The 14524-nt window shown below is 64.7% G+C and carries 9 protein-coding genes; 7 read left to right on the forward strand and 2 right to left on the reverse strand.

The annotated features are described in order from the left end of the window. Positions 1-416 precede the first annotated feature (416 nt). From LQ564_RS25560 to LQ564_RS25575, 4 genes are read left to right on the forward strand one after another with little or no spacing between them, the layout of a single operon-like run. Complete coding sequence (locus LQ564_RS25560; protein ID WP_231060945.1) at positions 417-1874, forward strand: DUF3375 domain-containing protein; 1458 nt, start codon at positions 417-419, stop codon at positions 1872-1874. Next, entirely contained in the window at positions 1867-2463 is a 597-nt protein-coding gene (locus tag LQ564_RS25565; protein ID WP_231060946.1) for a DUF4194 domain-containing protein, read from the forward strand. The genes LQ564_RS25560 and LQ564_RS25565 overlap by 8 nt, the downstream gene beginning before the upstream one ends. Next, complete coding sequence (locus tag LQ564_RS25570; protein ID WP_231060947.1) at positions 2460-5939, forward strand: ATP-binding protein; 3480 nt, start codon at positions 2460-2462, stop codon at positions 5937-5939. The genes LQ564_RS25565 and LQ564_RS25570 overlap by 4 nt, the downstream gene beginning before the upstream one ends. Continuing rightward, the gene (locus LQ564_RS25575; RefSeq protein WP_231060948.1) at positions 5936-7156 is read left to right on the forward strand and encodes a Wadjet anti-phage system protein JetD domain-containing protein; all 1221 of its coding nucleotides are present in this window, start codon (positions 5936-5938) and stop codon (positions 7154-7156) included. The genes LQ564_RS25570 and LQ564_RS25575 overlap by 4 nt, the downstream gene beginning before the upstream one ends. A 449-nt stretch (positions 7157-7605) precedes the next feature. On the opposite strand, the gene LQ564_RS25580 is transcribed toward LQ564_RS25575, so the two are convergent. After that, complete coding sequence (locus LQ564_RS25580; RefSeq protein WP_231060949.1) at positions 7606-8109, reverse strand: DUF6328 family protein; 504 nt, start codon at positions 8107-8109, stop codon at positions 7606-7608. A gap of 144 nt (positions 8110-8253) precedes the next feature. Beyond that, a complete protein-coding gene (rtcR, locus tag LQ564_RS25585) occupies positions 8254-9864 on the reverse strand; it encodes an RNA repair transcriptional activator RtcR (protein ID WP_231060950.1) in 1611 nt (536 codons plus the stop codon). 185 nt (positions 9865-10049) lie between these two features. Here rtcR and LQ564_RS25590 point away from each other — a divergent pair, with 185 nt between their 5' ends. The 3 genes from LQ564_RS25590 to rtcA all read left to right on the forward strand — a co-directional run bounded on the left by LQ564_RS25590 (position 10050) and on the right by rtcA (position 14124). Next, positions 10050-11609 (forward strand): vWA domain-containing protein, encoded by a 1560-nt coding sequence (locus LQ564_RS25590; protein ID WP_231060951.1) that lies wholly within the window; start codon positions 10050-10052, stop codon positions 11607-11609. Positions 11610-11843: 234 nt separating this feature from the next. Further along, the gene (locus LQ564_RS25595) at positions 11844-13079 is read left to right on the forward strand and encodes an RtcB family protein (protein ID WP_231060952.1); all 1236 of its coding nucleotides are present in this window, start codon (positions 11844-11846) and stop codon (positions 13077-13079) included. A 13-nt stretch (positions 13080-13092) separates the two neighbouring features. Next, complete coding sequence (gene rtcA, locus LQ564_RS25600; RefSeq protein WP_231060953.1) at positions 13093-14124, forward strand: RNA 3'-terminal phosphate cyclase; 1032 nt, start codon at positions 13093-13095, stop codon at positions 14122-14124. Positions 14125-14524: the final 400 nt, after the last annotated feature.

A 14524-nucleotide genomic window follows, 5' to 3' on the forward strand; every position in this document is an offset into this window, starting at 1 on the left:
TCCCGAACAGGACCGTGAAACGACTTTGCGCCGATGATAGTGCTGCAACCAGTGTGAAAGTAGGTTATCGTCAGGCTAGTTATATGAAAAACCCCGCAGGGTGATCTCTGCGGGGTTTTTTGCGTTTTTAGCTCCGGTAATCCAGGGTTATCGCATCAAGCATACGCTATCACTGTGCGACGGAATTGGGTGAACGATGCCAGTGGCATCGTTCACGCCTTCGCCGGAGCGACGTGCATGAGGAGCGGGCAGCAAGTATGCGATGCCAATTCTCTGCGTTGACCGCAAAACCGTCGCACCGGCGCAGGCCGGTGCCCAATTTGACTTTGCTCTTTCGACCTGGCTTTCAGTTTTATTATTTTGTAAAACTCCCTAACACCCAGTACAGTCACATAATTCCCCAACCAATCTCGACGATGGACTACCACCAGCTCGTACTCCAGCGACGTTCCCACCCCGCCTGGCGTCTGCTCGCGGCCGATCATGCGCCCATGATCGCCAGCTTCCTGCACCGTAGCTTCGTCGCGCCGAACATCCGTACTATCCCTCGCCAGGAGCTGGCATCCCAGCTCGACGATCATCTGTTCCAGATCCATGAGGAAGAAGGCCCGGGCGTCTATCCGAAAAGCGCGATCGCCTATCTTGACGACTGGGCCTCGGACGACCGCGGCTGGCTGCGCAAGTATTACCCGCAGGGCCAGGACGAAGCGCACTATGACCTGACCTCTGCCGCCGAACAGGCCATCGAGTGGCTGACTGCCCTCGGTCAGCGGGCCTTCATCGGCACCGAATCGCGCCTGATGACCGTATTTGATCTGCTTAAACAGATCGTCGATGGCACCGAACTGAACCCACGCACGCGCATCGAAGAACTACAGAAGCGCAAGGCAGAGATCGATGCCGAGATTGCGCAGATCAGGGAAGGGCGCCTGGACCTGATGGAGCCCACCCAGGTGCGTGAACGCTTCCTGCAAATGGCCGGCACGGCGCGCGAACTGCTGTCCGATTTTCGTGCACTCGACCAGAATTTTCGCACGCTCGACCGGAGTGTGCGAGAGCAGATCGCCACGTGGGAAGGAGGCAAGGGTGAATTGCTACAACAGGTATTCGGCTGGCGTGACCTGATAGCCGATTCGGATGAAGGCCGTAGTTTCCGCGCGTTCTGGGATCTCCTGATGTCACCCGTGCGTCAGGATGAACTCAGCACTTTACTGGAGCGTGTCATGCAGCTTGGACCAATTCGCGAGCTCGAACCGGATGGCCGCCTCCGGCGCATCCACTACGACTGGCTGGAAGCCGGCGAAGTCACGCAGCGCACGGTTGCCCGCCTGTCCGAACAACTGCGCCGCTACCTGGACGACCAGGCGTGGCTCGAGAACCGCCGCATCATGGAACTGATCCGCGGCGTCGAACAGAAAGCATTGGCCCTGCGCGGCCAGACGCCCGACGGCGCCTTCACCCACATCGACGAACCCGCGCCCGATATCGGCCTGCCGATGGAGCGGCTGCTCTACACGCCACCCTTCAAGGCCGATATCCGCAATGTCGCGATCGAAGAGGCTGCCGAGCTGATCGTCACCGATGCCCTGTTCGAGCAGGTCCACGTCGACCAGGCGCGCTTGCTGTCGAACATCCGGCGCGCCCTGCAGACCCGCCAGCAGGTCTCGCTTGCCGCGCTGGTCGCGGAGCGTCCAATCGAGCAGGGCCTGGCCGAACTCGCCACCTACCTGAAACTGGCGACGCAGGAAGTCTCGGCCGTCATCGACGACGAGCGCACCGAACAGGTGTCCTGGGTCGATGACGCCGGCCGGCCGCGCCAGGCCTCGCTCCCCCTCGTGATCTTCACCTTACGCGAGACCAACGACAATGAATGAAGACGACCGCCTGGGCCCGATCCTGGTCAGCCTGTTCCAGGGCGTGCTCTACCGCGAAAATGCCGCTGCGCCATGGCAGGCCCTGCTCGACCTGCAGGCGCGCGTGCGCGACTACTGCAGCATCATCGGCCTCGAACTGGTCTTCGACGAAGCGGAAGGCTATGCTTACTTGCGCCAGCGTCCCCGCTTGCAGGAAGACCCCGACATGCCGCGCCTGGTCCAGCGCCGCCCGCTCAGCTTCCCGGTGAGCCTGATCCTGGTCCTGCTGCGCAAGAAGCTGGCCGAATTCGACGCCACCGGCAACGACACGCGCCTGGTCGTCAGCCGTGAGGACATTGCCGAACAGATGCGCCTGTTCCTGCCCGAGACCGCCAACGAAGCGCGCCTGCTCGACCGCATGGACACCCATCTGAACAAGGTCGTCGAACTCGGTTTCCTGCGCCGTCTGCGCGGCCAGGACAGCAGCCAGTACGAAGTGCGCCGCATTCTGAAGGCCTTCGTCGACGCGCAATGGCTCGACGACTTCGACAAGCGGCTCGACGCCTATGCCAGCCATGCCGCCTCGACGGGCGCGGAGGAAAGCGCATGAACGCGCCATCGGGTTTCGATCCGCCATCGCAGCAAAGCCAGCTCGATCTGGCCGACCTGGCAGACCCGGGCGACGCCCTGCCCGATGCACAGGCGCAGGCGCGCCTGGACACCGACCCGCCAGCGCCCGGCCTGGACGTCCCCGGGCGGGCCGGCTTCCGCCTGCACCGCTTCGAGGTGTACAACTGGGGCACCTTCCACCAGCGTGTCTGGCGCATGCACCCCGGCGGCGACAATATGCTGCTCACCGGGGACATCGGTTCGGGCAAGTCGACCCTGGTCGATGCGCTCACGACCTTGCTGGTCCCAGCCAACAAGATCTCGTACAACAAGGCGGCCGGCGCCGAAGCGCGCGAGCGCAGTCTGCGCACCTATGTCCTCGGCCACTACAAATCCGAGCGCGGCGACACCGGCATGACTGCACGCGCCGTGCCGCTGCGCGACCACCACAGCTATTCGGTCCTGCTGGGCGAATTCCGCAACGAGGGTTTTGACCAGGTCGTGACCCTGGCCCAGGTGTTCTGGCTCAAGGATCCGCGCGGACAGCCCGAGCGTTTCTATGTCGTGGCCGATGCCGGCCTGTCGATTGCCGAACACTTCGCCGGCTTCGGCACCGATATCACGCAGCTGCGCAAGCGCCTTCGCGCCATCGCCGGCGTCACCCTGTTCGACACCTTCCCGCCCTACGGCGCGGAGTTCCGGCGCCGCTTCGGCATCGCCTCGGAACAGGCAATGGACTTGTTCAACCAGACCGTCTCGATGAAATCGGTCGGCAACCTGACCGAGTTCGTGCGCGAGCACATGCTCGAGCCATTCCCGGTGCAAGCCCGCATCGACGCGTTGATTGCGCACTTCGACGACCTCAACCGCGCCCACGAAGCAGTGCTGAAGGCGCAGGCCCAGATCGACGCCTTGCTGCCCCTGAGCGCGGACTGCGACCGTCATGCCGCACTGGTGCAAAGCGTGGAAGAACTGCGCGCCTGCCGCGATGCGCTGCGGCCCTGGTTTGCCGGCCTGAAAGCAGCATTGCTCGACAAGCGCATCGCCAACCTCGAAGCCGAAGAGGAACGCGCCACCGGCATGCTCGCCCAACTGCAGGAGCTGCGGCGCGCCCAGGCCCGCACGCGCGACGAACTGACGACGGCGATTTCGGCCAACGGCGGCAACCGCATCGAACAGATTCGCAGCGAGATCGCCCGGCTGCAGCTCACCAGGCAAGAGAAATCCGGTCGGGCGGACAAGTACCAGCTGATCGCCGGCGCCGTCGGCCTGCCCGGCGCCCTCGATACCGACACCTTCAATGCCAACCGCCGCGCCATCGAGCAGGGCCAGGCCGACTGCATCGCGCAGCGTGACGAACGCAGCAACCGCCTGACCGAAGCCGGCGTGACGGTGCGCGAACTGCGCCGCCTGCATGGCGAACTGACCGGCGAACTCGACTCGCTGCGCCAGCGCCGCTCGAACATTCCGCGCCAGATGCTGATGGTGCGCGAAGCGCTGTGCGACTCCCTGGCGATCCCTGCGGACAAGCTGCCCTTCGCCGGCGAACTGATCCAGGTGCGCGACGAGGAGCGGGCGTGGGAAGGCGCAGCCGAGCGCCTCTTGCACGCCTTCGGCCTGTCGCTGCTGGTGCCCGAAGCCTATTACGCCCAGGTCGCAGCCTGGGCCGACCGCACCCACCTGGGCGCGCGCCTGGTGTACTACCGGGTGCGCCCGGCCGTCGCGGCCGAGCGCCAGGCAACGCATCCGCAATCGCTCGCGCGCAAGGTGGCGATCCAACCCGATTCCCCCTTCTATGCCTGGATCGAAGCCGAACTGGTGCGGCGTTTCGATTACGCCTGCTGCGACAGCATGGACCAGTTCCGCCGCGAGCAGCGGGCGATCACGGCGAATGGCCAGGTCAAGGCCGGCGGCGAACGCCACGAAAAGGACGACCGCCACCAGATCGACGACCGCACACGCTATGTGCTCGGCTGGACCAACGAAGCCAAGATTGCCGCGCTGGCCAAGCAGGAACGCGATCTCGCTACCCGCATCCTGGCGCACGCCCAGCAGATCCACACGCTCAAGGGCGAAGTCGACGAGTGGAACAAGCTGCATGGACTGTGGCAGCAACTGGCGGTGTATGCCGACTTCGCCGAGCTGGACTGGAAACCGCTGGTGTCGGCCATCGACCAGCTCGAGCGCGAGCAGCAGGAGCTGGCGGCATCCTCCGACCTGCTGCGCACCCTGCAGGAACAGTTGCGCGAGATCGAGGCCGCCCAGCTCGACACCGACGCCCAGCTCAGCGCCGCCGACAAGGTAGCAGGCACGGTTGCCGAGAAGCTGAAGCAGGCCCGGCACCTCCGTGAAGAAGCCGTACTGCTGTCCACCAGCTTCGACGACGCCCGCAGGGCGACCCTGGAACCGACGCTGGAAGCCCTGCGCGCCGAAGCCCTGGGCGAACATGTGCTGACGGTGGAATCCGCCGACAATCGCGAGCGCGACATGCGCGAGTTCCTGCAGGCGCGCATCGATGCGGAAGGCAAGAAAATCGAGCGCCTGCGCGATGCGATCATCTCGGCCATGCAGAACTATGTCCTCACCTGGCCGCTCGATGCGCGCGAGGTCGACGTCAACATCGAGGCTGCCGCCGAATTCCGGCGCATGCTGCATGGCTTGCAGGCGGACGATCTGCCGCGCTTCGCCAGCCGTTTCAAGGAGCTGTTGAACGAAAACACGATTCGTGAGATCGCCGGCTTCCAGTCGCAGCTCAAGCGCGAGCGAGAAACCATCCGCGAACGGATCGATACCATCAACACCTCCCTGTATGCGATCGACTACAACCCCAACCGCTACATCGCATTGGAAGCCGAGCCCAGCCTGGATGCCGACCTGCGCGACTTCCAGCACGACCTGCGCAGCTGTACCGAGGGCGCGCTGAGCGGTTCCTCCGACGAGGAATACACGGAAAGCAAATTCTTACAGGTGCGGCGCATCATCGAACGCTTCCGTGGACGCGAGGGTAGCGCCGAGCTGGACAGGCGCTGGACCCGCAAGGTCACCGATGTGCGCAACTGGTTCGTGTTCTCCGCTTCGGAGCGCTGGCGTGAAGACGACCGCGAGCACGAACATTACTCGGACGCGGGCGGCAAATCCGGCGGCCAGAAAGAAAAGCTGGCCTATACCGTGCTGGCGGCGAGCCTTGCCTACCAGTTCGGACTCGAATGGGGCGCCGTGCGTTCGCGCTCTTTCCGTTTCGTCGTGATCGACGAGGCGTTCGGACGGGGTTCGGACGAGTCCGCACGCTACGGCCTGGAGCTGTTCCGGCGCATGAACCTGCAACTGCTGATCGTCACGCCGCTGCAGAAGATTCACATCATCGAGCCCTACGTCGCCGGCCTGGGCTTTGTGCACAGCGAAGAGGGGCGCCAGTCGATGTTGCGTTACCTGAGCATCGAGGAATTCCGCAGCGAGCGCGAGGCGCGCGGGGGATGACGGTCCCGCACGCGACCAAATGGACGGGGCCCGGCGACATCGCGGCCAGTGTCCGCAAGCTCTGGGACAGCGGGGCGATCCTGCGTGCGCGGATCGAAGGCGTCGCCATCTTCCCGCACGAACTGCGGCTGCGCCAGCCTGGCGTGGCCGATATGGGCCACGCCTTCGAGGCGGTACGCGACTGGATCGGGGCGCTGAGCAGTGCCGAGCGCGACGGTCGGAATCCGGGCTATGAACTGGTATGGCGCGACATCAACCACCGCCAGCTGGGGCGCAACCGTATTCCGGTCGCTGCGATCATTCCCTCCGAACATGACGCACTGCGCATGATCGGGCGCGCAGCGGATGCACGGCGCTTCGAACAGCTCGCCGGGATGACGCTCGAACGGTTTCCCGTCCTGCGCCCCTGGCTGGGCAGGCAGGCGCTGACCGTGCTGGCGCACGAACACGCATGGGAACGTGTCCTTGCCGTCCTGGGCTGGTTCACCGTCCATCCCCGCTCCGGCCTGTATCTCCGGCAGCTCGATATCGAAGGCGTCGACACCAAGTTCATCGAGTCCTACCGGAGTCTGTTTGCGGAATTGCTCGACATCGTCATGCCTCCGGAAACGCTCCGGCAAGACGCCAACGGCATACGCCAGTTCGAAAGCCGGTATGGCTTGCTGGCGAAGCCGGCGCTGATCCGTTTCCGGATACTCGATCCCGAGCATGCCATCGGCGGATTGTCGGACCTGACCGTTCCCGTAGCCCAGTTTGCTGCACTCGATATCCGTACACAATGGGTCTTCATTACCGAAAACGAGATCAACGCGCTGGCGTTTCCCGCCGTGCGCGGAGGAATGGTGGTGTTCGGCGGCGGCTATGGGATCGAGCGGCTGGCACAGGTCCGCTGGCTTGCCGACAAGGACGTGCTGTACTGGGGCGACATCGATACCCATGGGTTTGCCATCCTGGACCGTCTGCGCTCCTGGGTGCCGCATGCGCGCTCGCTGCTCATGGATAGCCAGACCCTGTTCGCACATCGGCAGCTGTGGGGTAAGGAAAATCCTGCCGCCCGCTTTACCGGCGAACTTGACCGTCTCGACGAGGAGGAGCGACAACTTTTCCTCGAGCTTCGTGAGAATGTTCACGCTGCACATCTGCGCATGGAGCAGGAACGCATCCCCTATCACAGCGTGGTCGAAGCGATAGACGCCGCACTCAGGCGACAGCGCTGACGGATATCCCGCGTCCTGCGCGCGCCAGCGACGGAGCGCCTCCAGGGCGAGGACGCTCCGCAAGCCGGGACGGATGCGGCGTTCCTGTTGCCGCGACGGCGAGCGCAAAAAAAAACCTCGGCATCAGGCCGAGGTTCCTTCCCGAAAAAACTCCATCGGGTTCCCAGCTGTGCGACACCGCGGCCCGGCAGGTGGCGGACCTAGTCCGTCTTCACCCTCATTCGCCCTGCCGCCGGTACTGTGCACGGCTGGGCCGGCACCCGCCTCCGTATATGCTCCCCCCGATACCGGAACTTTGGGTTTGGCGAGTGCGGCCCAGTTCAAGAATCCTGCCGCATCCTGCGGCTGACGTGCTTCGACCATGGCGCCCAGGTCACAGTTCGATCGAATCGCACTCCCTGTGACCTGTCGCATTATGCGCCCCTGAGAAACCCCATCTGTTCGACAAGTCACACAAGGCGGTTTTGCCGAGCTTGCTTACTCCCGGCAATCTTCCTGCGCCCGTGGCGGGGCAGGAAGAACCAGAGGCCGGCCAGCAGGGCCAGTGTGCCCAGGCCGGCGCCGACGCTGAGCGCCATGCACGCCTCCATGCCGCTGGCGACCACGTGGATCACCGTGAACATGTCCAGCGCCAGTCCGGCCGCGAGCGGCCCGAGTGCGCCACGGATCATCCGCGACGACAATTTCGCCATGGACGCTGTGGCCTGGCCATGGCAGGTGCGGTAGTAGATCGCCGGTGTCATCACCATGGCGATCGAGATGACCACCATGATCATCCCCAGCGCGTGGCATGCCTTCGCATAGTCGGCCAGTTCCGCGAAGCGGTCGTTGAAGACGGCAATGGTCTGGAAACCGAACAGGGCCTGGACCCCGGGGAGGACGACGCGCGCTTCCTCGATGATGTTGCGCATCTCCATGTCATCTTGTTCTTGCTCTTCGTGCTTTTGTTCCATGGCTCAACAGTACGCCCGAAGCCCCTGACCATCAATCCGCGCACTGTTGGAACCAATATGCGACATCGGGCGCCCGATGCCAAGCACAATCGGCTGCGAGTGTCCGGCCGCGTCGCGGCGATGTCACGCGGCAGTATCTACGGTTCAGTGCCCGTCCGCGCAGACCGCGTCCCAGTCGAGCGCAAAGCGGGCCAGGTATTTCTTGAGCCGGTCGGCGTCGTTCGGCTTCGCCTTCGCTGTGCGCGATACGCTAAACAATTTCCTGCCGGCGTCCGAGAGCGACTTCGATTGCCGGCAGACGCCAATGACGTGTGCCAGCTGGACCGCGTCGAAGGAATCCAGGCCGGCTGCCGCCTCGGCGCCCATTACGTCGGCAAGCTGGACGCCGGCGCCTGCCGCCTGCCGTCCCAGGCGTAGCCACAGGCCCTGCAGGCGGCGGATTTCGCCGCGCACGATCGCCTCGGTGATGTTGCCGCTGTCCGCCAGGGTGGCCATGCGCGTCACGGACGCGAGCAGGTCGCGGAAATTGCCCGTCCACAGCGCCTCGTGCGAGGTGGCGAACTGCATGAAGCAATTTCGTGCTTCCCGGTTCAGGCGCACCATCTGCGCGTTTTCCTCGCTGAACTGGGCCAGCAGATAGTCCAGGTTCGGCTCGATGTCCTCGGAACGCTCGCGCAGCCCCGGCAGGACATAGGTCCATAGATTGATGCGCGCATACAGGTCTTCGCGGAAGCGCCCCTCCATCACTTCCTCGGACAGGTCGCGGTTGGTCCCGGCGATCAGCTGGAACTCGCTGCGCACTTCGGTGTCGCCGCCCATCGGCAGGAAACGCCGCTCCTCGATCGCGCTCAGGAGCATGGCCTGCTCATCCAGGCCGAGCTCGCCGATCTCGTCGAGGAAGAGCAGGCCCCGGTGCGCGCTCTTGAGCAGGCCCGGGCGGTCGGCGCCGGCGCCGGTGAAGGCGCCCTTGACGTGGCCGAACAGCGTCGACGCGGCCGTTTCGCCGCGCACCGTCGCGCAGTTCAGTTCGATGAACTTGCCGTCGATCTGGTGGCGTGCCTTTTTCAGTTCATAGACCCGGCGCGCCAGGAAGGACTTGCCGGCGCCGGTCGGCCCCATCAGGAGGATCGGCGCCTTCGACTTGATCGCTACCCGCTCGATCTCGTCGATCATGGTGTTGAAGCGCGCGTTGCGGGTGGCGATGCCGGACTTCAGGAAGGCCACCCCTTCGACCTGTTCGCGCGAGAAGCGCTGGGCCAACTGGTCGTAGCGCGACAGGTCGAGGTCGATCAGCGCATAGGTGCCGGCCTCGCCCGGGCCATGCCGGCGCGGCGGCGAGGTCTGCACCAGGCGGCCGGGGAAGAAGCGCGCCTCGGTCAGCAGGAACATGCAGATCTGGACCACGTGGGTGCCGGTCGTGATGTGGATCCAGTAGTCCTCGCGCTCGGGATCGAAGGGATAGTCCCGGGCGAAATCGAAGAGGGCGGCATAGACCTCCTCGAAATCCCAGGCGTCGCGCAAGTTCACCTGGCGCGGCACGACCGCCGTTTCAGGAGAGACGGAGCTGATGTCGGCCGTCACCTGCTCGATCAGGGATCGGGCGGAGGCGTCGTGCAGCAGTTCGAAGCGGTCGATCAGGATCTCGTCGTGCTGGGCCAGGGCGACGCTCGGGCGCCACTTTTCCCAGCGCGCGCTGCCCTTGCCGCTGTCGAGCTTCGTGCCGACGAATCCGATCACCACCGTACGTTTCTTCATTTTTATAAATCCTTATATATACGTATAACTTATCACGCTCTCGCCAGCCGAGGCAACTCGCATCAGTTTTTCTTGATGAAAGCGTAAATCCTTATGAATCAAACACTTGTGGCCAGGAGGCGCGGATGCCGCCAGCCTGGCACGACGCTTGCAATAGAGAGGGACAAGAACAAGGAGAGCACATCATGGTCAACGTCCAGTTATTCAGCACCAGCAAAGGCAAGTACGCGCCGCCGACCGACGCCGTCAATGCGGCCGGCGCCCCGGCCTACGCGCTGTCGTCACGCCACCAGCTGGCGCAGTACGCCGCCACCGGCTGCCTGCACGCGACCTTCTACGCCGGCGCCGAGGCCCAGCTGGCGACGGTAGCGGCGCTGTGCGAAGAACTGGACAGCGGCTTCATCGCCCGCACCGCCGTGTATGCCCGCGAACGCGGGTTCATGAAGGACATGCCGGCGCTGCTGGTGGCGATCCTGGCCGGACGCGGCGCGCCGGAACTGGCGCCCGCCTTCCGCCGGGTGATCAACAACGGCAAGATGCTGCGCAACGTGGTGCAGGTCCTGCGCTCGGGCGCGGTAGGCCGCAAGTCGCTGGGCAGCCGGCCGAAGAAGCTGGTGCAGGACTGGCTCAACACCGCGAGCGAACCGCAGCTGCTCGCGGCGAGCGTCGGGCAGTCGCCGTCGCTGGCGGACGTCGTGAAAATGGTGCACCCGAAGCCGGCCGAGGCCTGGCGCGCAGCCTTCTTCGCCTGGCTGATCGGCCGCCCGCACGATGGCGCGCAGCTGCCGCCCGCGGTGCAGGCCTTCGAAGCCTACAAGCGTGACCGCGGCCAGCCGCTGCCGGACGTGCCGTTCCAGATGCTCAGCGCGCTGGAGCTGGGCGCGCAGGAGTGGGCGCAGGTCGCCCTGCAGGGCAGCTGGCAGATGGTGCGCCAGAACCTGAACACCGTCGCGCGCCATGGCGTGTTCGAGCTGGAGGGGATGACGGGCCTGGTCGCGGCCAAGCTGAAGGATCCGATGCGGCTGGCGAAGGCGAAGGTGTTCCCTTACCAGCTGATGGCGGCGTGTAAAGCCGCGTCGCCCGAGGTGCCGGCCGCGGTGCGCGAGGCGCTGCAGGACGCGCTCGAGATGTCGCTCGCTGCGGTGCCGGCGATCGCGGGGCGGGTGGTGGTGTGTCCCGACGTGTCGGGCTCGATGAGCGCGCCGGTGTCCGGGCAGCGCGGGTCGGCCAGCTCGAACATGCGCTGCATCGACGTGGCCGCGCTGGTGGCGGCGGCGATGCTGCGCAAGAATCCGGACGCGCTGGTGCTGCCGTTCGAGCGTGACGTCGTGCCCTGCAGCGTGAACGCCGATGACCGGGTGCTGGACAACGCCGCGAAGCTGGCGGCGCTCGGCGGCGGCGGCACCAGCTGCAGCGCGCCACTGGCGTGGCTGAACAGCCGCCGCGAGCGCGCCGACCTGGTGGTCTTCGTTTCCGATAACGAGTCGTGGGTCGATGCCCGGGGTCGCGCTTCGGAGACGATGCGGCAATGGGAGATGTTCAAGCGCCGCAATCCGCAGGCGCGCATGGTGTGCATCGATTGCGCGCCGAATGCGAGCACGCAGGCGCAGGAACGCGACGACGTGCTGAACGTCGGCGGGTTCTCGGATGAGGTATTCCGCATCGTCGCGGCCTTCGCAGCCGGCGCCACCCGCGCCGGGCACTGGGTCGCGGAGATCGAGGCCATCGACCTGGATGGCCGGTAACAAGTTTGGGAAGCCGCGAATGCGGGCGTGACTACATGTCAAAGCGTCACGCCCACCCCTTGTCGCGGGGTCCCTTCGGTTTTCGATGAATGCTGGTGGAATTACAGGTTAGAGCGCCGGGAATGCCCGGAGGTCCCTGGTTCGATCCCAGGCTGGCGCAAGCCAAGTAGCTCAGTGCAGTAAGGATTTCACCGATCTTGTCATCGATCTTTTATAGGTACAGTGGAGGAAAACATGGATAACAACAACTATCAGAGCATGGACGTCGATGGCGGGCGTCCGGTCAAGATGTGGACCGAGGGCGTGCCGGTCGAGGAATCGGCCAGGCAGCAGCTGGCCAACACGGCCCGCATGCCCTTCATCTACAAGCACATCGCGGTGATGCCCGACGTCCACCTGGGCAAGGGCTCGACCATCGGCAGCGTCATCCCGACCCTGGGCGCGGTGATCCCGGCGGCGGTTGGCGTCGACATCGGCTGCGGCATGATGGCGGCCAAGACCACGCTGACCGCCAGCGACCTGCCCGACAACCTGTCCGGCATCCGCAGCGCGATCGAGCGCGCCATCCCGCACGGGATGTCGCCGAAGACCCGCCACCACCGCGGACGCGACGAAGGCTCCTGGCACACGCCGCCGGCGCCGGTCGATGCGGCCTGGCTGACCCTGAAGGACGAATTCGATGCGATCTGCCTGAAGACGCCGTCGCTGAAGAACACCAACAACTACCGCCACCTGGGCACGCTCGGCAGCGGCAACCACTTCGTCGAGGTCTGCCTGGACGAGACCAACTTCGTCTGGTTCATGCTGCACTCGGGCTCGCGCGGCGTCGGCAATGCGATCGGCACTTACTTCATCGAGCTGGCCAAGAAGGACATGCGGCGCCACGTGATGAACCTGCCGGACCAGGACCTGGCCTACCTGGAAGAGGGGACCGAGCACTACGACGATTACGTCGAGGCGGTGAGCTGGGCGCAGAAGTTCGCGCGCATGAACCGCGAGGTCATGATGCAGAACCTGATCGCGGCGGTGCGCACGGTGATCAAGAAGCCCTTCGAGACGCACGTGGAGGCGGTCAACTGCCACCATAATTATGTGCAGAAGGAGCAGCACTTCGGCCGCGACGTGCTGGTCACCCGCAAGGGGGCGGTGTCGGCGCGCGCGGGCGAGCTGGGTATCATTCCGGGTTCGATGGGCGCGAAGAGCTTCATCGTGCGCGGCAAGGGCAATGCCGACAGCTTCCACAGCTGCAGCCACGGGGCGGGGCGCACCATGAGCCGCACCGAGGCCAAGCGCCGCTTCACGCTGGATGACCAGGTGCGGGCGACCGAGGGCGTGGAGTGCCGCAAGGACGCGCATGTGATCGACGAGATCCCGATGGCCTACAAGGACATCGACGCCGTGATGCATGCGCAGCGCGACCTGGTCGAGGTGGTGCACACCCTGAAGCAGGTGGTGTGCGTGAAAGGATGAAGAAAGGACGACCATGATCGAACTCGATGGCGCCGCCGGTGAAGGCGGCGGGCAGATCCTGCGCACGGCGCTGGCGCTGTCCATGATCACCGGGCGGCCCTTCCGCATCACGCGCATCCGCGCCAACCGGCCGAAGCCGGGCCTGATGCGTCAGCACCTGGTGGCGGTGCAGGCGGCGGCGCGGGTCAGCGGCGCGACGGTCAGCCACGCCGAACTCGGCTCGGAACAGCTGTCGTTCGCACCCGGCCCGGTCGTGGCGGGCGACCATGCATTCGCGATCGGCAGCGCGGGCAGCTGCACGCTGGTGCTGCAGACCCTGGTGCTGGCGCTGCTGCATGCGGACGCGCCGTCGACGGTGCGCGTCACCGGCGGCACCCATAACGACATGGCGCCGCCGGTGCAGTTCCTGCAGCGCGCCTACGCGCCGCTGCTGGCGGCGATGGGCGCCCGGGTCGAGTTCCGCCTCGAGCGCTACGGCTTCTATCCGGCCGGCGGTGGAACGGTCGTGGCGGAGGTGACGCCGTGCGCGGGACTGACGCCGATCACGCTGCTCGAACGCGGTGCGCGCCGCGCGGGGTTCGCGGAAGCGTTCACCGCCGGTATTCCTCCCAGGGTCGGGCAGCGTGAGCTGGCCTGCATCGGATCGAAGATGGGATGGGACGAAGCGCAGTTGATGCCCTATGTGCTGCCGGGAGAGCAGGGGCCGGCCAATGCGGTCCTCATCACGCTCGAACACGAGCACGTGACCGAAGTCTTTGCCGGCTTCGGCGCGAAGATGGTGAGGGCGGAGGCGGTCGCGGGCCAGGCGCTCAAGGAAGCCCGTGACTATATCGGTTCGGGCGCGGCGGTCGGCGAGCACCTGGCGGACCAGCTGATGTTGCCGATGGCGCTGGCGGGTGAGGGCAGATTTACAGTCTCCACGGTGAGCCGCCATGCGCTTACCAATGCCGAGGTGATCGGGCGCTTCCTGCCGGTCGACATTGTCTTTGAGCCTGGAGAGCGGCGCAGCACCTGTGTGGTGCGAGGTGCTTGCGCAGGGGTGTGAGAATTTGTTACAGTTCGCGTCCGCTTAGGCAGGGGGCGAAAAAGGTTAACGTAATCAAAAGGTTACATTGGCAATATCCCCAGAGAAATCTGAGCTGAAGCAAAGAAGAGGTTGACGAGCATCGCAAAACACTGCATAATCTCATTCCTCTGCTGCTGACGAACACAACGCTTCGCACGGTGCAGCAAGGTAGTACAGAATACCGATCTTTAACAATCAACAGTCGATAAGTGTGGGCGTTTGATGAAGGTGCCAAGAACTTCGGTTCTTGCATACTTAAATTATCAAATGTTCGCACAAAGTATTAAACGTAAATCTTCGAAAGAAGGTTTCGTCAGTATTTTGAGTGAGCGACTCCGCTAGCGATAGCGGATGACTCGAAAGAGTCAACAAACAGAGA

The sequence above is a fragment of the Massilia phyllostachyos genome, from assembly GCF_021044825.1.
Classification (GTDB): Bacteria; Pseudomonadota; Gammaproteobacteria; order Burkholderiales; family Burkholderiaceae_D; genus Telluria; species Telluria phyllostachyos.